Below are 20,539 nucleotides of genomic sequence, written 5' to 3' on the forward strand. Positions count from 1 at the left end.
AACGAAACTAAATAACCAGTCGCCGCTTGAATTCCGACGACTGGCTGCATAACTTGAAAGGTGTTTTGATCCCTGTCTCACAAACAGGGGTCAGTCCCTTTCCGATGCCGGCTTTTTTATTTGCACGGAAATCGTAAAATTGTGAACAGTTGAGCATGAAATGATGAACATGTAACCGCTATCATAACATTGTGAATAAAATGCCAAATTCCGTTCCTGTCGCCAAGCGAAGGCTAGGGATATAATCACTTGTAAGCACTTTCAACAACGACTGAGAATAACGACTAACAACCTAGTGATAAACAGAAGGGGAGCGCAGGAAATGGGAAAACATGATTTGGATAAATTCAGAGGTGTCATTGTAGCTTTTTACGGCTGCTATGATAACAAAGGAGATATTAATCCGGCAGCTGTGCGCGAACTGGCCCGTTTTTATAAGAACGCCGGTGTAAAGGGCTTATACGTGGGGGGAAGCAGCGGAGAAGGCATGCTTCAGTCTACTGCCGAACGCAAGCTTGTGCTTGAAGCCGTTATGCAAGAAGTTGGCGGAGACATGACCATCATTGCCCATGTCGGTGCACCTTCTACCCGGGAAAGCGTTGAGCTGGCTATCCATGCTGAGTCTGTAGGGGCAGACGCGGTATCGGCAGTCCCTTCCATCTACTACAGGCTGTCGCCGGACAGTGTAGAGCGCCACTGGAGAGCGATGATTGACAGCACATCGCTGCCATTCATCATCTATCATATCCCGCAACTGACCGGTTTCCATCTCTCTACGGACATGCTGAAGAAACTAGCGGCCCATGAGAATGTGATCGGAGTGAAAATCTCCTCGGAGAGCACGTATGAACTTCAACAGTTTAAGGAAGCGGGAGGCTCTGATTTCCTCGTTCTGAACGGACCGGATGAACAGTATCTGGCAGGACGCAGTGTAGGAGCGGACGGAGGAATCGGCGGCACCTACGGCGTAATGCCGGAGCTCTTCCTGAAACTGGAACAATGCATAAAAGACAATAAATTCGAAGAAGCTCGTGAGTGGCAGTATAAGATCAACGAGGTCATTACAGCGCTGCTTAAATTCCCTTCCCTGTATGGCGGCTGCAAAGCCCTCTTGAAACTTCGCGGGCTGGAAATCGGTGAGCCGCGGCTTCCGCTGCTGCCGGTTACGGAGCAGAACCAGGATGCCGTGAATGCACTGCATGAGAAGCTGATGGGATATATTGCAGAAGCCCAGGCATAAGGAGACGAACATCATGTCCAAACAACAAAATGAACGGATTTTCCGCAAGCGGGGTCTAATCGTTTCCTGTCAGGCCCTCCCAGATGAACCTTTGCACGGAGGTGACGCTATGGCCAAGATGGCCAAAGCGGCGCTTCAGTCCGGAGCAATCGGCATCCGCACGAACGGTGTGGCAGATATTCTCGCAATCAAAGAATCGGTAGATCTGCCCGTGATCGGTTTGATTAAGCGGGATATCCCGGGCTCGGATGTCTTCATTACTCCGACACTTGACGAAGTCAAAGCGATTATCGAAGCGGGCGCAGAAATTGTGGCGCTCGATATAACCGATCGCGAAGACCGGCTTGCGCAGGCGGCTCTCCTGATCGAATATGCGCATCTGGCCGGGGCGGCAGTTATGGCCGATGTATCCACTTTCGAGGAAGGAATCGCGGCAGAGAAACTTGGCGCTGATTTCATCGGTACAACTCTATCGGGGTATACGCCTTACAGCACACAGCTTGCGGGTCCGGATTTTGAACTCATCCGCAGACTTAGCGAGGCCGTCCAGGTTCCGGTGGTAGCCGAAGGGCGCATCTGGACACCGCAAGAAGCCGCTCAGGCTCTTGAAGCGGGTGCGACTTACGTCGTGGTAGGCAGCGCCATCACTAGGCCGCAGCTTATAACGGCCCGTTATGTGGAAGCAGTTCAGAAAGTCGTCGGCTAAAGGAGGGCGAAAAAATGGAGGGGAAACCTAATCCGCTTCAGGAGTTTGCCATAGGAGTAGACGTAGGCGGTACTAAGATCCACGCGGGAATCGTGGGGAGGCAGGGAGAAGTGATCCGCTCAGTCGGTGTTCCTACCCTTGCCGGTGAAGAAGAAGTGTTCAGCCGGATTGTTACGGCTATCGAGAAGCTTCAGGCGGAAGCAGATGCTTCAGGCGAACATTATCCGCTTCAGGGTATCGGAATCGGCACTGCCGGACAGGTTGACCGGTCGGACGGAAGCATTCGTTTTGCTTCCGATCTGCTTCCCGGATATACCGGAGTTCCTCTCAAGCGGCTGGTCGAAGAGCATTTTGGACTTCCGGTCCGTGTAGACAATGATGTAAACGTTCTCGTTCTGACAGAGAAGACGATCGGAGCAGGACAGGGAGCACAGCACATGCTGTGTCTGGCTCTCGGTACGGGCGTCGGCGGCGCGGTCCTCGCGGAAGGCAAGCTTCTGCACGGCAGTTGGGGCGGTGCCGGTGAACTCGGCCATATGTCGGTCGATTTCCGGGGCTTGCCCTGCGTATGCGGCGGTGTAGGATGCCTGGAACAGTACGCTTCAGGCACCGGCATTGCCAAGCGGATGCAGACTCGGCTGCAGGCACTCGGATTGGAAGCCGGCTCGCCGGTCGATTCCAGGGAAGTGTTCACACGCTGGCAAGCAGGGGACTCCGAAGCGACAGCAGTAATGGAAGAAACGTTCGCTGCACTGGGAGCCGCTCTTTCCTCGCTAATCCATACTTTTAATCCGGAAGTCGTGGTTATAGGCGGCGGTGTAGCCGAAGCGGGAGAATCTTTCTTTACGCGGGTCCGCGAAGAAACGGCCAGACGGTGCATGGCGTCCTTTATGGAGAATGTACAAATTGTACAGGCTCATCAGGGTAACTGGAGCGGAATGATAGGTGCCGCTCTGCAGCTTTGGGAGCCCATGCAAAATTCGCCAGAAGCTAGGGAAGGATAAGAGCGATGATCATTGGACACAGCTGCAATTGGGAGTCGGAGCGGGCATTTGCCCACCCGGTGTTAAAGAAAGCGCTTGATTATTTGCTGGCGACAGATTTCACCCGGCTCGAGGCGGGACAATACCCGATTCAGGGGGAAGAAATGTTCGCCAGACTCATGGAGCCGGTTACCCGTCACCGCGACGAGCAGCCTGCCGAGAAGCATGAGCAGTTCTTCGACATCCATTATCTGCTGGAAGGGGAGGAAACGATCGGCTGGTGTATCCAGCAGGACGATCTGACTCCGGCAGAGCCTTACAATCCGGAGCATGATACGGCTCTCTTTGGTGAGATGGACGGAGAGATGGACATTAGGGTTACACCCGGCATGTATGTCGTCCTGTTCCCGGAGGACATTCACCGGCCTCTGCTGACAGAAGGCTCCGCGGCGCAAGTGCGGAAGGTTGTTGTCAAAATTAATAAGGATTTATTCTGATTTGCAAATGGGCTTCACAGCCGCTTCACCAGCTGAAATGTATAAAATGAAATGGCTCACTATCTTAAGGGGGTTCTATCCATGTTCAAGAAACGTTTGCTGTCCGTGATGATGGCATCGGTTATGGTTCTCACGGTTGCTGCCGGTTGCAGCAGTAAAGATTCCGCATCTGGCGGGAGTGGAGGTACGGGAGCTAACGGCAAAGAAAATGTTGAAATTTCCTTGTGGTTAACTCCTCAATGGAAGGGCGTATTCGACGCTACTGAACAAAATGCGGATAATGATTCATTCTTCAAATATGCCGCTGAAAAATTCGCCAAGCAGTACGATAAATACAACGTAAAAGTAAAAGTTCAGGTGGTTGCAGGCGATCAGCGCGATGAGCTGCTGAACGTCAATCTGAATGGCGGAACCCCGCCGGATATTTTCTTTGAAAGTGTCTTCGCTATGGGAGACTATGCTCACCGCGGAGCTCTAGTGCCGCTGAATGACATTGTCGACGACAAAGCGAAGAAGGATATTCCTCAAAGCTACTGGGACAACGTAACGTTCGGAGAGAACATCTACTTCTACCCGTTCTCCCACAACCCGGGTACACTGGCTTATAACGCGGATATGTTTAAAGCGGCCGGACTTGAGAGCTTTGTCGGTGGAGAGAAAGAAATCAAAACTTGGACACTCAGCGAATACGAGCAAATTTTGGAAGGACTCAAAACCAAACTTCCAAAGGATAAGTATCCGAATGCCAAGCCAATGGCGCTGTATGCTTTGAACAACCAGGGGGACACTTGGAATCTTGCTTACCTGCGTATGTTCGGCAACAAATTCTTCAATGATCAAGGCAATCTGGTAACGGATGATGCGAGCGGTGTTAAAGCAGCGGAATGGCTCCAGAAAATTTACAAGGCTGGTTATACCAACCCGGGCGCCGAATCCGTATCTTCTAATGATGCTAACGCGATGTTCCAGAACCAGAAACTCGGAATCAGCTTCACCAATGCGGTCTTATTCAACAATGCCAAGATGGATATGCAGAGCGGAAAAGCGCCTAAATTCGATCTCCGTCTGGCCAACATTCCATCTGAAAGCGGCGACCCGCTGTCCTTCACTTATGTAGTCGGTTCCAACGTATTCAACACAGGTGACGAGAAGAGAACAGAGGTTGCTAAAGAATTTGTCAAGTTCTACTCGACCGATCCTGAGCTTGTGAAAGCTTCCAAGAACAGTATTCCGGTCAGAAGTTCTGTAGCATCTGAGCTGAAAGATCAATTCCCGCTCTTTGCCGCTTATGACGCCAACTCTAAGTACTTGTTTAACTTCACGGGCAACGTACCGGGATACAGCCAACTGCGTCAACAGCTTTATCCGGAGCTTCAAGCTATGTACATCGGTGAGAAGACGCCTGCACAAGCCGTGAAAGACTATCAGAGCAAGGGCAATGCGGTGATTCAAAAGGCGAAAGAAAGTTCAACCGTTTATAAAAAATAACTTTCGCCTAAGCCGACAAAATGATTCGGTGCCTGAGACCGGCTGCGGTCTCAGGAGGCCGAATAAGAAAGGTAAAGGTATCCATGAAACTACGCCAACGACAGTGGAGAGAAAATTTAACGGGCTATCTGTTTATTCTGCCTCAGTTCCTTCTCTTTCTTCTATTTATTGTGTATCCGATCCTGGAAGGGATTCGGCTGAGCCTGTACCGGGTCGATTATCAGAACGAAACTTTTGTCGGTCTGGATAACTATGTAATGTTATTTCAGGATCCCGTATTTTATAAATCCATTTTTAACACGGTTATCTTTGTCGTCTTCATTGTCATCTTGACCGTAGGTTTTTCCTTGTTCGTGGCGTCATCTGTTTTCGATAAGAATGCAAAGTACGTTTCGTTTATACGTGGAAGCTATTACATTCCGGTTATGGTCTCCATGGTTGTTATGAGTATGGTATGGAGTTTTCTGCTTAATCCGGCCAACGGGCTTATTTCCTACTTTGCCCGAGAAATGGAATTCAGTACAGTCAACTTGCTGGGGAACAAAACGACCGTACTGCCGGTGATCATCTTCGTTACTTTTGCGACCAACGTGGGTCAGGCTATTATCCTCTATATTGCTGCCATGATCGGTGTTCCGAAAGATCTGTTTGAAGCGGCAGAAGTTGACGGCGCAAGCCGGCTGGATGTTATTTTCAAAATTCTGATTCCACTTGTTAAGCCTACAACCATCTATATTCTGATTATCAACATTATTGCGGTATTGAAAATTTTCGTCGTCATTCAACTGTTAACCGGCGGAGGGCCGAACAATGCCTCGGTAACCATGATGTACTACCTCTACAACAATGCGTTCAAGTATAACCAGATCGGTGTCGCTTCTGCCGTAGGGGTCATTATGTTCATCATCACTTTGTTACTGTCCGTTCCTCAGTTGAGAGCGATGTTCAAGGATAAGTGAGGGATCAAACATGCAGCTACTTAAATCCAGGAAAAAGCGGGAAAAGTTCGATGTGGGTGCGAATGCAATCGTCATTTTCTTCGCGATCCTAAACCTGTTCCCTCTTTATTGGTTATTTACAAGTTCACTTAAGAATAGTTCCGATGTACTGAAAATGCCGCCGGACTGGTGGCCTTCCAGTATAACGTTCTCGAACTATGTCGAGGTGTTCCAAAGCCAGCCGGCTCTGCGCTGGACGTTCAACAGTTTGTTTGTCGCAGGGGTCTCCACGATTCTCGTCGTCGTGTTCAGTGCAATGGCGGCGTACGCATTCTCCAAGTTGAGGTTTACCGGTAAGAATGTACTCTTCATTGTTTTTATTTCCAGTATGATGGTTCCCAAAGAAGTCATGATTGTCCCGTTGTTCCGCATCTCCCAGGATCTCGGTCTCGTGAACAATTTGTTCGGGATGATTTGGCCTAACGTTGCCACGGCCTTCGGTGTGTTCCTGCTCAAAGGATTCTTTGATTCCGCGCCGGATGCACTGAGGGAAGCTTCCAGGATTGACGGGGCGGGGGAAGTCAGAACCTTCCTCCAGATTATGCTTCCGATCGTTAAACCGGGTATCGGCGCCCTGTTCATTCTCAACTTCGTACAAGTTTGGAACGACTACTTGTGGCAGCTCGTTATCGGACAAGATAAGGAAATGAAGACGCTCATGGTCGGAATCGCGACTCTGATGCAGGATCTCAACCCGAACTTTGCCTACAAAATGGCGGGAGCAACGGTTGCAGCAATCCCTATGCTTCTGATCTTCATCCTGTTCCAGCAATACTTCACTCGCGGCATATCGATTGGTGCCGTTAAAGAATAGCATGCCAATAGAACTGCCGGATAACTTCCGGCAGTTCTATTTGTGTGAGACGGAACGTCTTCCGGCGATGTTATCAAGACGGGAAGCTGCGCGCAAACAAAGAAACGATCCTGGTAACCGGCATAGGTGGACGTTACCGTACGTTTGCTTAGCGGCAGCTTCTATTAGCATAATTCTGATAAGGTAACATGACATAACTGTATCAGAATAATAAAACTTATATTGCCATATATTCATCAATATGGTATTTTTGGTAGAGGGTTAAAGCATAGAATAGCTGGCCAGCATTCACTCTTTATAGACACGACTCCCCCTAATTAACGAGTTGAAAGGGATGGATTTAAGTGAAAATGAAAAGAACGATGGTAACGGCTATGCTTTGTATGCTGCTGCTCGCAATCATTCCCTTAACCGCATCTGCTGCAGTGTCCTCTAATACCGCACAAGGACAAGGCGATCTAATTGTAACGGGCAGTGTTGCGAATTATCATGGCGGAGATTTGATTCTTAAAGAAATAACCAGCGGAAGAACGGTCTATTCAGCCTATTACTCGGCGCCTCCCGGGAACACTGTAGTCGTTGAATCACTTAACGGAACTTTTTCCAATCTGCCTTACGGTACTTACCAGTTAACATGGACCGGTAATTTGGGTGGAAGCTTTAGCATTCATTTCTAAGCGGGTATTTCAGTCTCACGGATAATTTATGATCAACGGATCATGTAGAGCATTCCTTTATTGAGTATCTATCAATAGGGAATGCTTTTTGTCGATCGGACTGCTTCCCATTAGTTCCGATCCCAAATAACAGGATGAAATTTACAAACATTCAAGTATAATAGATACAACTAAATTATTACTCGGAGGCTGCACAGAGATGGATCTTAAGAAACTAAATTCATTAACGAAATATCCAAGTATTCTTACATATCATCAATTGGGTGAGAGAGGCCGTTTGAATGACGGCCTATCAGAGTCAAGAGGCTTCAAGGATTCAGAGGATGTTTTTGTTTATGAGAAAGTGGATGGAGAGAACTCGAGAATCATTCTGTTTAAGAATGCAGACGGGGAAGTTGATTATTTAATTGGTTCCAGAGAGGAATTATTATTTGCAAAGGGAGATAGAATCGGGAATCCGTATGGGAATATTGCGGACTTCCTTAAACCGCTCGCCGAGACAATCAGCCAAACTATTTTTGAGCATAATGATTGGGCATTAACTGTAATTTATCAGGAATCTTATGGAGGAAAGACGAAAGCAGCCAAAAATTATACAAGCGCTAAAATCCAAGGTTATCGCGTTTTTGATGTGTTCTCGTTGAGACAAGATGAGCTTAATTCTTTACTTTCCCTATCGCAGGAAAAAATTGCACTGTGGCGGGAACACGGACATCAGCCGTTTTATAACGAAGAGGCCAAACAAAGATTCGTTCAGCTATTTGACCTGCAAGCTGCTCCATTGCTGACCCGGGGTAAAGGGATTGATTTCCCTGAATCTTTGGAAGAAACATTCGCCTACCTGAAGCGGTTTGAACAAACTCAAGTAGGTATGGATTCTGCCGGCAAATCGGAAGGAATTATTGTCCGGACGTCGGATCGGCAGCACATCAGAAAAATCCGTTTCGAAGATTACGAAAGAACCTTGCAAAAATAGATTGACATATTCGAATCTCTTTGCTATATTCTAGTTAAATTTCATATCCCTCAAAGGGGAGTAGCTTTACATTCAAAGTCGTCATTACGTGGCTTAATCGCCTCCGGCTTTGTATGCGACGTAGCTTGAAGACGTTGTTAGCGAGACCTTTGCCTTTTCGGCAATGGTCTTTTATTGTTTAAGCAGCCTTTGCCGGCACCCGGCAAGGGCTGCTTATTTTTTTGACCAACAAGGGAAGGAGCACAATATCGGTTTGCAATGAATCACGTTTATCCGTTAGGCCAATATATAAGATGCAGGAGGATGGAGAATGGACTTTTCAATCTTAATGGAGTACAGCTGGGTATTGCTGGTGCTGATCGGTCTGGAAGGACTTTTGGCGGCGGACAACGCGCTGGTGCTGGCAATTATGGTGAAGCACTTGCCCGAGAAAGAGAGAAAAAGAGCCCTTTTCTATGGATTAGCCGGCGCTTTCGTGTTTCGATTCCTTTCCCTGTTTATTATTTCCTTTCTCGTGGATGTTTGGCAGGTACAGGCCATCGGCGCCGTTTATTTAATCTTTATTGCGCTCAATCATATTTTCCGTAAGCTGCTTGTCAAAAAAGCGGATAAAGACGTGGCATCTACAGGAGCCATCCCGGTTAAGAAGGGATCGTCATTCTGGACGACCGTCTTCAAGGTCGAGCTGGCCGATATCGCTTTTGCGGTAGATTCTATCCTTGCAGCAGTAGCTTTGGCGGTGGCACTGCCACCAAGCGGACTTCCCGCTATCGGAGGGATGGACGGCGGGCAGTTTCTCGTTATCTTTGCGGGCGGTCTGATCGGACTCATCATTATGCGTTTTGCCGCATCGTTCTTCGTCAAACTTCTGCAGCGTAAGCCCGGACTTGAGATAGCAGCTTTTGCCATCGTAGGATGGGTAGGAGTCAAACTGACGGTCTATACGCTTTCCCATCCGGCGCTTGCCATTCTCCCGGAAGGTTTTGCTAAACTGCCGGCATGGAAGTATACTTTCTACATCGTTCTGGTGTTAATCGCGGTTGCCGGCTGGTTCCTGTCCAAGGAGGAGAAAGAGGGCGTCGTTAATGATAGCGTGAAGTAAGAAGAAGAGATCTATTAGCTTGGATGCGGGAGGCACTGACAAGAAGTCAGTGCCTTTTTGCCGCTGTCTATGTACAATTAAATAGAGGCACGTCTGTAAATCGATCCACATTGATCGCTGCTTCACTTGATAGAAGGGAGGAACCTTCATTGCAACTGCAAGAAAAGATACGCAGTTTACCCGCCGTGCCCGGAGTCTATCTTATGAAAGATTCTCTCGGCGTCATCCTTTATGTCGGCAAATCCAAAAATCTTAAAAAGAGAGTGCAGTCCTACTTTTATCATTTCAAGGCACATGCACCCAAGATCAAGAAGCTTGTTCATCATGTAAAAGATATTGAGCATATCCCGACAGATACGGAGTTTGAAGCATTTATACTGGAGTGCAAGTTAATTCGTGAGATAAAGCCCCTTTATAATAAAAAAATGAAAAATCCGAATGCCTACACCTATATCGTGATCCGTCAAAAAGAAGGACTGCAGCGCATACAGGTGACCAATGATCCGGACCTCCCGGGCGGACAATTTAAGTTTGGGCCATATACCGCCAGCAAGAGTTCAGTGGAAGGAGCCGTCCGGGGGATTCAGGATTGTTTTAAAATATATTGCAATCATTCTCTTCCTGTAAAAAGTCCCTGCTTAAATCATTCGTTGGGATTATGTCTTGGAATGTGCCTCGGAGGAAATGCAATCGAGGAATACAATTGGATCATGAATCGTTTTATCGCTTTGTTTCAAGGAACGGACCGGAGTCTGTATGAAGAAATGAAGCAAAAAATGCTGGCGGCTTCGGAGAACTGTGAATTTGAAAAGGCAGTGAAGTATAGAGACTATATAGAGGCAGCGGATTTTCTCCTGAAAAAAGAAAAAGTGATGAGATTCACGGAAGAAAACTTGAATATTGCGGTTGTTGAATCGTTGAGCGAAGACACGTTTAAGCTCTTTCTGATCAAGCGCAGCAAGGTTCTCTATAGAGGCAAATTTTCTACAGCACGCAAGAGACAGATGAAGGCCAAGATCAAGGAAGTGATTCTTGAAAAGTTCGGAGAAGACGAAATCCGGCCAGCCATGGACGTTAGCCGTCATGAAATCGATGAGGCCCAGATAATCTACAGTTACCTTCAAAGCAGTGGAGTTAAGCATCTGCTTATCCCGCAAGAATGGCTGGAGTACGACAATCCCGCGTACTTAGACGACGCGCTTCAGAGCTTTCTTTGCGGCTGGTAAAGTTGCGACGCGTGATCAGCTTATATCCTTGGAACCCTATGTTTTACTGTAGGGTTCTTTCTTTTCTTCAAAATAGGAACCATCTTGTTCAAAATTAGCGGGTGGAAATAATCTTTTTGCTGCCCAATAAAAGGGGATAATAATCCCATAAATACAAGGGTATTTTTCGTTGAAAATGCCCGTTTTTTTCCTGTGAAGGATCTTTTCAAAGCACTTATGGCTGTCAAACGATTAAAATCAATTCGTTTCTACATTAAGTTATGGTGAAGGTACCTGCCTGAAACGGGACCATATACCTATACTAATCCTGGGGAAGTCCCTACTTTTCATGAATCTAAGACTGTTTATTCGGTTGACAGGTTTGATATTCTCTCAAAAACGGCTATTTATTGACCAATTATTAATTATACAACACAAAATAGTTCATAAATACCATATTGTTCTATCTAGCTTTTATATATAATTAGTAATTGTTGGGGAATTCTGTAAGTTGTTAAGGAGTGTATAGGAACATACATTCCGATAAATTACTCTCGTGGAGAAGATATCCCATGAAGAGTTGAGCTCTAGAGCTCATAAGAAGGGAGAGGTAACATCGCCATGTTACGGGTGTAATTCCTATATTGCCTATAAGGTTAATAGGATTTAATACAATGAGGAGGGATAAATTAATGAACACTTTTGAAGCTTTGGAATCCAATGTCAGGTCTTATTGCCGGTCGTTTCCGGATGTTTTCGTAAGAGCCAAAGGTTCTGTTATGTATGCCCAGTCCGGTAAGGCCTATCTTGATTTTTTTGCGGGCGCCGGAGCGCTGAATTATGGACATAACAACGAGTTTATTAAACGGCGGCTCATCGATTATCTCGAATCCGATCAGCTCAGCCACGCTTTAGATATGTATACCTTAGCCAAGGATACGTTTCTCCAGACATTATCGGACAAGATTCTGAAACCGCGGGGTCTGGAATATAAGGTTCAATTCTGCGGACCGACCGGCACCAATGCGGTTGAAGCGGCTTTGAAGCTGGCTAGAAAAGTCAAAGGCCGGACGGGAATATTTGCCTTTATCGGTGCTTTTCACGGCATGTCGCTTGGCAGTCTGGCAGCTACCAGCAGCTTATATCACCGGGAAGCGGGAGGCGTTCCCCTGCATGACGTTACGTTCATGCCTTATCCCGCCGGATTTATCGAAGGCTTGGATACCATCGGCTATATGGAGGCGATTCTTACGGATGATCATGCGGGTATCGCGAAACCGGCTGCGATCATTCTCGAAACGATACAGGCGGAGGGAGGTCTGAATGTGGCTTCTGCCGAGTGGCTCCGTCAGCTTCGTGAGCTGTGTGACCGTCATGACATTTTACTTATTTGCGATGAAATCCAAGTCGGGTGCGGACGGGCGGGCGCATTCTTCTCATTCGAACGGGCGGGCATTGTTCCCGATCTTGTCGTGCTCTCCAAATCTATCAGCGGGTATGGGCTGCCGATGTCCTTGCTGCTGCTGAAACCAGAGCTTGACGTCTGGGAGCCTGCGGAACACAACGGCACATTCCGGGGCAACCAGCTTGCGTTCGTCGGGGCGACGGCAGCTCTCGAATTCCGTGAGCAGACGGGGCTGGAGTTAGCTGCTGCGCATAAAGCGCAGTATGTGGAACAATTTCTGAGAGAGCAGATCCTGCCGATTGACCCGCGTCTTTCAGTACGCGGTATAGGGCTCATCTGGGGGATCGATGTGTCCGCCTGTGAAGATGAACACCTATCCAAGGCGATTGCCTCGCGATGCTATGAACTCGGGCTTATCGTGGAGCGGGCAGGACGCCGTGATGCGGTCGTCAAGCTAATGCCGGCTCTGACGATTCCGATGGAGGAACTGGCGGCGGGCTGTGCTATTCTCAAGCAGGCGGTGACGGAATGCTGTACGCCGGCAGCTGTACTTCAGCCGGAACTGGTCTAATCTTGTCTGGCCGATTCACGGACTAAACCTTACAAATCAGAGGGGCGGGCGATGTTGACGGAAATCCGTCTATAAACGGATTTCCGGTTGTTCGCCGATGTGCGCTTCTCTATCTCATGTCAATCATGCTGATAGATAGAACGGCTTCGTATAACGGGAGTTGGAGAAACGGGTGCCGTTTTTTAATGTTCCGCTATTCAGGCTGTGTGCTTAATTTACCAATCTCTATGCCGGGAGAGTGTCGATGTGAGCGAGAAAACGAACCAAATATTTCCTTTAACTCAGGCACAGCGAAGAATATGGAGTATGGAAATGATGTACCCGAATACGAACGTTGGAGCCATAGCGGGAACCATGTTCATACGGGGGCATGTTCATACCGATGTTTTGCTGCGGTCCATTTATAAAGTCGTACAAGAACACGATGCTTTCCGTATCCGGATAGCTTCATCCGGTGACGATCAGCCGGCACAATGGTTTGAAGAGGAATCGAATATTAAGCCGGAATGCGAGTATCTGGAAATGGGGAGCGCTCAGGAAGCTAAGGAATGGTTGGAGCGTGTGAATAAAATCCCGATAAGCATTTTCGATGAGAAAATGTATCATTTCTATTTGTTTAACATCAACAACGAAGAATTTTGGTTTCATTTGAAAATCAATCATATTATTGCAGACGGTGTAGCCTCGCATCTGATTGTCAATGCCGTCATGCAAAATTACATGGATGTGATGAATGAAGCCCAGCCGGACACTAAAGCGAAAAGCACTTATTTGGATTATATCTATGCGGAGCAGGAATACGAAAGATCAGAACGTTACCAGAAAGACAAGGCTTACTGGCTGGAGAAGTTCGAATCCTTCACCGAAATTACGGCCATAAAACCCAATACCCCCTACGCATTAAGCACGGAAGCCAAGAGAGCAAACCTTCCTATTGCCGGCAAACAGTATGAGAAGTTGAGAGATTTTAGTGAGCAGTATAAAGTGAGCCTGTTTACGTTGTTTCTAGCGTCTCTTTACATTCTTCTCCATAAAGTAACCGGCAATCAAGACCTTACGGTTGGGACGATCTATGCAAACCGGACGTCCAAGCAAGAAAAAGATACGCTTGGTATGTTTGTGAGTACGGTAGCGACGCGCATGCAGCTTGATCCGGATCAAAGTGCAGCCTCATTTCTTCAGCATGTATCCAAAGAACAGAAGTCTAACTTGCGCCATCAGAAATATCCGTACAATCAGCTCATTCAGGATTTAAGAAAACAAAACAAACAGTTGGATATCCAGGAGTTATTCCGTGTAGATATTGAATATTTGCCGCTAAGCTGGTCCCATTACGATAACCTCAGCGTTCTGCAAAACAGCTCTTTTTGCGGTAATGAAGTTGGGGATTTTGCTATACACGTTGTGGACTTAATCGATGACGGGCGTATTGATCTGAACATCGATTACCGGGTTCAACTATTTGAGGAAAATGAAATTTTACGGATTGCCGGACAACTGGTTGCGATTATCGAGCAGATTATGCAGGATCCTCACAAGACAGTGAGCGAGTTGTCTATGCTCAGTGAAGAAGAGAAAAGTAGAATTCTAACTGAGTTCAATCCTGAGCTTCCGGATATCCCGCTGGAAAAGACATTCCACCGTTTTTTCGAGGAGCAGGCGGCGCGTTCGCCCGAAACAGTCGCGGTAAGATACGAAGGCAATCAATTGTCGTACAGGGAACTTAATGATCGGGCTGATCGTCTGGCGCGCACCTTGCGGGTTCAAGGCGTTGAGCCCGGACGGCTGGTTGGAATTCTGGCTGACCGGTCCGTAGACTTGCTTGTCGGCGTCTTGGCGGTATGGAAATCGGGAGGAGCCTATGTGCCTCTCGACCCGGATTATCCGGCGGACCGCATCCGTTTCATGCTGGAGGACAGCTCAGCATCGGTACTTCTGACGCAAAACCATCTGAAGGAGCGCACCAAAGAATGGCTGGAAGATGGGCTGCCGCTGCAAAGCGTGTTTTGTCTCGATGACGAGAAGTCGTACAGTGAGCCGGGAGCGGGCGCTTCTGATGAAGGCGCGGCAGACGCAAGCGAGATGGTAGGGAGTAAGCCGCATGATCTTGCTTATGTGATCTATACATCGGGGACGACGGGACGTCCCAAAGGCGTTATGATCGAGCATCGCAGCCTGATGAATACGGCAGAGGCTTACCGGCGTGAATACCGGCTGGATCAATTCCCTGTAAGGCTGCTTCAGCTGGCGAGCTTTTCTTTCGACGTATTCGTCGGTGATATCGCAAGAACGCTGTATAACGGCGGGACGATGGTGATATGTCCCAAAGACGACCGAATTGATCCTTCCAGGTTGTACGGCTGGATTCGCGACTGCGGGATCAATGTCTTCGAATCGACTCCGGCGCTGATCATACCGTTCATGGAGCATGCAGCGGAGCAGGGTCTGGATATGAGCTCCATGAAGCTGCTCATCACGAGCTCCGACAGCTGCAGTGTGGCGGATTACCGGCTGCTGCAAGAGCGTTACGGCTCGCAGTTCAGAATCATTAACAGCTATGGTGTGACGGAAGCGGCCATCGATTCGAGCTTCTACGACGAGCCTCTGGCTAAGCTGCCGGAGGCCGGGAACGTGCCGATCGGCAAGGCTTGGCTGAACGCGCGGTTCTATATCGTGGACTCCCATATGAATCCGGTACCGGTTGGCGTGCTCGGCGAGCTATGTATCGGGGGACCAGGAGTAGCCCGGGGGTACTTAAACCGTCCCGAACTGAATGAAGAGAAGTTCGCGGACAATCCGTTCGTTCCCGGTGAACGGCTATACCGTTCGGGCGATCTGGCGCGCTGGATGGAAGACGGCAGCGTGGATTTCATCGGCCGGATCGATTATCAAGTGAAAATCCGGGGATACCGGATTGAGCTGGGCGAGATTGAGTCGGCAATGCTGCGACACGGCGGGGTTCGCCAAGCCGTCGTGACCGACCGGACCGATGAACGCGGGCAAAAATATTTATGCGGATATGCGGCTGCGTCTTCAGACCTGAGCCTGGAAGAACTACAGGCTTATCTGGAGCAAGCGCTGCCGTCCCATATGGTGCCCTCGCGTCTGATGCGCCTGGAGCGGCTGCCTCTTACGCCCAACGGGAAAGTCGACCGCAAAGCGCTGCCTGAACCCGAAGGAAGCGTACAAGCGGGAGTGAAATATGCGGCTCCCCGTACACCTGCAGAGCAGACACTGGCCTCGGTATGGCAATCTGTTCTCGGTGTTGAGAGAGTCGGCATACTCGATAATTTCTTCTCCCTCGGAGGCGACTCGATTAAAGCACTGCAGGTTTCTTCGAGGCTTCTTCAGACCGGCTATAAGCTGGTGATGAAGGATTTATTTCATCATCCGACGATTGCAGCGCTCAGTCCGCATCTTCAGACGGCGGGCAGAACGGCGAGCCAGGAAGAAGTGACGGGCGGCGTGACACTCACGCCGATTCAGCGGTGGTTCTTCGAACAGAATCCGGCTGATCTGCACCATAGCAATCAAGCTTTCATGCAGGTCCGCAAGCAGGGCTTCGACGAAGAGGCGCTGCGCCAAGCGATGACGAAGATCGTAGAGCATCATGATGCGCTGCGTACCGTATACCGCCCAGCTGCAGACGGGGGGATTGAAGCCTGGAACCGCAGTGCCGGAGAAGGAGAGCTGTACACTATGGAAGTCGTGGACTTCCGGGGAACAGAAAACTGCGGTGCGGCCATCGAAGCGAAGGCAAGCGAAATCCAGGGAAGCATCGATCTCGCCAGCGGTCCTTTGGTGAAATTGGGTCTGTTCCGATGCATAGATGGAGATCATCTGCTGATCGCCATTCATCATCTGGTCGTTGACGGTGTGTCCTGGCGTATTCTTTTTGAGGATCTTGCCTCTGGCTACGAGCAGGCCCTCAGCGGTCAAGAAATCCGTTTTCCTCACAAAACGGACTCGTTCCGGACTTGGGCCGAGCAGTTATCCCGTTACGCGGACAGTTCAGCTGTGGACAACGAACGGGCATACTGGCGTGGGATCGAGCAGTGCGTGCAAAGTCTGCTGCCTAAGGATTACGAAGGGGACCGAGCGCTTCTTCAAGACAGCGATGTTATAACGGTAAGATGGACGGCGGAGGAAACGAAACAGCTATTGAAAAAGGCGCACCGGGCCTACAACACGGAAATGAATGATCTGCTCCTTACCGCCCTGGGTATGGCCGTGAACGCATGGTGCGGCTTGGGGCGGGTACTTGTGAATCTGGAAGGACACGGACGTGAAGATATTATACCGGATGTCGATATAACACGGACGGTAGGATGGTTCACGAGCCAATTTCCGGTGGTTCTGGAGAACGGCACAACTAATACTTTTTCTCAGCAGATCAAGGGGATCAAGGAAGGGCTGCGCAGTATCCCGAATAAAGGAATCGGCTACGGCATTTTGAGATATTTATCTTCCTCCCGAGAGACCGATCGCTTTGCTGCAGAACCTGAAATCAGCTTTAACTATTTGGGGCAGTTTGATCAGGACTACGAGAATAGCGGGCTGGCACCTTCTTCATACTCCGCCGGTTCCGATGTCAGCGGGAACAACGCCATGGATTTTGTCCTGGATATTAACGGATTGGTTGCGGAAGGCGTGCTTGAGCTGACAATCCGGTATGGAACAACCCAGTTCAAGCGGGAAACGGTAGAACGTTTGGGCGGACTTCTCCAGTCTGCCCTGAGAGAAGTGATTGCCCACTGCATGGCTGTAGAACGGCCGGAGCTGACACCAAGCGATGTCCTCCTCAAGGGGCTGACTGTGGGAGAACTCGAGCAGTTGACGCAGTTAACCGAATCGGCCGGCGAGCTGGAGAATGTCTATACGCTCACTCCGATGCAGAAGGGGATGTTGTTCCACAACCTCATGGACGCGCAATCGGGGGCTTACTTCGAACAGGTCACATTCGATCTGGAAGGAAGTTTCGATGCCGGAGCTTTCTCGAAAAGCTTGGACTTACTGGTTGAGCGGCACGAAGCGCTGCGCACTAATTTTATAAGCGGCTGGAAAGATGAACCGGTTCAGGTCGTGTTTCGCAAGCGCAGCTGCGAGTTTTATTACGAAGATGTGAGCGGGCTGTCAGAGCCGGATCGGGTTAAGTATGCCGCCGAGTTTACTAGCTTAGATAAGGCCAGAGGGTTCAATCTTGCCCATGATTCACTAATGCGGGTGTCGATTCTGCGTACCGGAGCCCGGACGTTCCACTTCATATGGAGTCACCATCATATTCTGATGGACGGCTGGTGCATGTTCTTCATGATCCAGGAAGTGTTCGACAGCTACTTCGCGTTCCATGAAAACCGGCAGCCCGAGCTTGCTCCCGTAACGCCGTTTGGCTCGTATATCGAATGGCTGGATAAGCAGGACTTGGATGAAGCAGCGAACTTTTGGAGTCATTACCTGGCCGGATGCGAGCAGCAGACAAGGCTGCCTCAAGAAAAGCAGGCGTACAAAACGGACAGCTATATATCCATTGATTTGGATTTTGAACTGAGCCGGGAGCTGAGTGAACGGGTTGAGCGGGCAGCGAGGCAAAATCATGTCACCATCAATACGCTGATTCAAACGGCCTGGGGTCTTATGCTGCAAACCTACAACAACTCTGCGGATGTCGTATTCGGCTGCGTCGTATCGGGCCGTCCGGCGGACATCCAAGGCGTAGAAAGCATGATCGGACTGTTCATCAATACGATTCCGGTACGCATTCAAAGCCAAGCAGGGGATACTTTTGCGGATGTGATGAGGAGAACTCAAGATCAAGCACTGGCTGCGGGGGCTTATGATACGTATCCGCTCTATGAGATTCAGGCTTTAAGCGAGCAGAAGCGGGATCTGATCCACCATATTATGGTGTTCGAGAACTATCCGGCAGAGCAGAGAATCGAACAACTGGTGGGCGGGGGCAAAGAAGCGCTGGCTATTTCAAGCGTTCATGCGCCGGAGCAAACGAACTACGATTTTAACATTACAGTGATCCCGGATGATCGTATGCTGCTGCGTTTCAGTTACAATGAGCTTGCATTTGATGAAGCGGGAATTCGCCAGATTTACGGACATTTCTCCAGAATAATTGAGCAGGTCGCAGCTAATCCGAACATCCGTGTGGACAAGCTGGAACTGCTCACAGCAGCCGAGAAAGAACAAATTACGGCCGGGTTTAACGATTCGAACATAGAAACTGTGCCCGAGAAGCCGCTTCACCGGTTGTTCGAAGAACAGGCCGCACTTACGCCTGCGCAAGCGGCGGTTGTGTATGAAAATACGCAGCTGACGTATGGCGAGCTGAACGAAAGGGCCAGTCGCCTGGCCGCAGCACTTCGGGCGGGCGGCATCGGCCGCGAAAGCATCGTCGGCATCTTGGCCGATCGTTCCGTGGAGCTGCTGGTCGGCGTCCTGGCGGTGTGGAAAGCCGGAGGCGCATACGTGCCGATTGACCCCGACTATCCGCAGGACCGCATCCGGTTCATGCTGGAGGACAGCGGCGCATCCGTGCTGCTGACGCAGAGCCATCTGCTGGAGCGCACCCGGGCCTGGCTGGACGAAGGAGTGGCGCTGCCGCTGCAAAGCGTGCTGTGCCTGGACGACGAGGAATTGTACAGCGCAGCTGGCGTAGATGTTGCGGGTGTGGATGCAACGTACAGCGCAGCTGGAGTGAATGCTGCTGGAGTGAGTGCAGCGAACAACGCGGCCGGTACGGATGCTGCTGGCGTGAATGAAGCGTACAGCGCAGCTGGTGTGGATGCAGCTGGCGATAATGACAGCGCAGCGCGCATGGAAGATCTGGCCTACGTGATCTACACGTCAGGCACCACGGGACGCCCCAAAGGCGTCATGATCGAGCACCGCAGCCTCGTCAACACGGCAGCGGCTTACCGCCGCGAGTACCGCCTGGACCGGTTCCCGGTCCGGCTGCTTCAGCTGGCAAGCTTCTCCTTCGACGTTTTCGTCGGGGACATCGCGCGCACGCTGTATAACGGCGGAACGATGGTGATCTGTCCGAAGGACGACCGCATCGACCCGGCCCGTCTGCACGGCTGGATTTGCGACTGCGGGATTACCGTGTTCGAATCGACTCCGGCGCTAATCGTACCGTTCATGGACTATGTTGCCGAAAACGGGCTGGATATGAGTTCTATGGAGCTGCTGATCACGAGCTCCGACAGCTGCAGCGTGGGAGATTACCGGCTGCTGCAGGAGCGTTACGGCTCACAGTTTAGAATCATCAACAGCTACGGCGTAACCGAAGCGGCGATCGATTCGAGCTACTACGATGAGCCGCTTGCACTCCTGCCGGAGAAGGGCAGCGTGCCGGTCGGCAAAGCGCGGCTGAACGCCCGCTTCTACATCGTGGATACGCATTTGAACCCGGTACCGGTCGGCGTACTCGGTGAGCTCTGCATCGGCGGACCGGGCGTGGCCCGCGGGTACTTGAACCGTCCCGAGCTGAACGCGGAGAAGTTCGCAGACAGCCCGTTCGTCACCGGAGAGCGGCTGTACCGCACAGGCGATTTGGCGCGCTGGATGGCAGACGGCAACGTGGATTTCATCGGCCGGATCGACCACCAGGCCAAAATCCGCGGGTATAGGATCGAGATCGGCGAAGTGGAGTCGCAGATTCTGAAGATAGAAGCGGTTCGCGAAGCCGTTGTGACCATCCGGGAGGATGAGAGCGGCCAGAAAGCGCTGTGCGCTTATTTCACCGCTGCCGGAGGCGGGGAGCTTCCCGCGAGCGAGCTGAGAAGCCTACTTGCCCGGGAACTGCCGGGTTACATGATTCCGTCGTACTTCGTGCAGCTGGAGCATCTGCCGCTGACGCCGAACGG

Annotated in this window: 13 protein-coding genes; all 13 read left to right on the forward strand. The window is 50.1% G+C overall.

Annotation, left to right across the window (positions count from 1 at the left end):
• The first annotated feature begins 322 nt into the window (after positions 1 to 322).
• A complete protein-coding gene (locus AR333_RS11660) occupies positions 323 to 1,240 on the forward strand; it encodes a dihydrodipicolinate synthase family protein (RefSeq protein WP_068775537.1) in 918 nt (305 codons plus the stop codon).
• 13 nt (positions 1,241 to 1,253) lie between these two features.
• Entirely contained in the window at positions 1,254 to 1,946 is a 693-nt protein-coding gene (locus tag AR333_RS11665; RefSeq protein WP_068775538.1) for an N-acetylmannosamine-6-phosphate 2-epimerase, read from the forward strand.
• 14 nt (positions 1,947 to 1,960) lie between these two features.
• Positions 1,961 to 2,950, forward strand: a complete 990-nt coding sequence (locus tag AR333_RS11670; RefSeq protein WP_068775539.1) for an ROK family protein — start codon at positions 1,961 to 1,963, stop codon at positions 2,948 to 2,950.
• 5 nt (positions 2,951 to 2,955) lie between these two features.
• The gene (locus tag AR333_RS11675; protein WP_068775540.1) at positions 2,956 to 3,426 is read left to right on the forward strand and encodes a YhcH/YjgK/YiaL family protein; all 471 of its coding nucleotides are present in this window, start codon (positions 2,956 to 2,958) and stop codon (positions 3,424 to 3,426) included.
• Between the two features lie 81 nt (positions 3,427 to 3,507).
• A complete protein-coding gene (locus AR333_RS11680; protein ID WP_068775541.1) occupies positions 3,508 to 4,914 on the forward strand; it encodes an ABC transporter substrate-binding protein in 1,407 nt (468 codons plus the stop codon).
• 83 nt (positions 4,915 to 4,997) lie between these two features.
• A complete protein-coding gene (locus AR333_RS11685) occupies positions 4,998 to 5,873 on the forward strand; it encodes a carbohydrate ABC transporter permease (protein ID WP_068775542.1) in 876 nt (291 codons plus the stop codon).
• Positions 5,874 to 5,883: 10 nt separating this feature from the next.
• Positions 5,884 to 6,726 (forward strand): carbohydrate ABC transporter permease, encoded by an 843-nt coding sequence (locus AR333_RS11690; protein WP_068775543.1) that lies wholly within the window; start codon positions 5,884 to 5,886, stop codon positions 6,724 to 6,726.
• A 344-nt stretch (positions 6,727 to 7,070) separates the two neighbouring features.
• A complete protein-coding gene (locus AR333_RS11695) occupies positions 7,071 to 7,403 on the forward strand; it encodes a hypothetical protein (protein ID WP_068775544.1) in 333 nt (110 codons plus the stop codon).
• Between the two features lie 199 nt (positions 7,404 to 7,602).
• Positions 7,603 to 8,379 (forward strand): RNA ligase family protein, encoded by a 777-nt coding sequence (locus AR333_RS11700; RefSeq protein ID WP_068775545.1) that lies wholly within the window; start codon positions 7,603 to 7,605, stop codon positions 8,377 to 8,379.
• Positions 8,380 to 8,689: 310 nt separating this feature from the next.
• On the forward strand, positions 8,690 to 9,481 hold the full coding sequence (locus AR333_RS11705; RefSeq protein ID WP_068775546.1) for a TerC family protein: 792 nt from the start codon (positions 8,690 to 8,692) through the stop codon (positions 9,479 to 9,481).
• Between the two features lie 149 nt (positions 9,482 to 9,630).
• Positions 9,631 to 10,707: a GIY-YIG nuclease family protein gene (locus tag AR333_RS11710; protein WP_172798843.1), complete on the forward strand. Its 1,077-nt coding sequence runs from the start codon at positions 9,631 to 9,633 to the stop codon at positions 10,705 to 10,707.
• A 671-nt stretch (positions 10,708 to 11,378) separates the two neighbouring features.
• Positions 11,379 to 12,662, forward strand: a complete 1,284-nt coding sequence (ectB, locus tag AR333_RS11715) for a diaminobutyrate--2-oxoglutarate transaminase (RefSeq protein WP_068775547.1) — start codon at positions 11,379 to 11,381, stop codon at positions 12,660 to 12,662.
• A gap of 246 nt (positions 12,663 to 12,908) precedes the next feature.
• On the forward strand, positions 12,909 to 20,539 hold a 7,631-nt coding region (locus tag AR333_RS11720; protein ID WP_156430889.1), incomplete at its 3' end, for a non-ribosomal peptide synthetase.

Origin of the sequence: Paenibacillus sp. FJAT-26967 (genome assembly GCF_001541095.1) — a bacterium.
In the GTDB taxonomy this organism is placed as follows: domain Bacteria; phylum Bacillota; class Bacilli; order Paenibacillales; family NBRC-103111; genus Paenibacillus_F.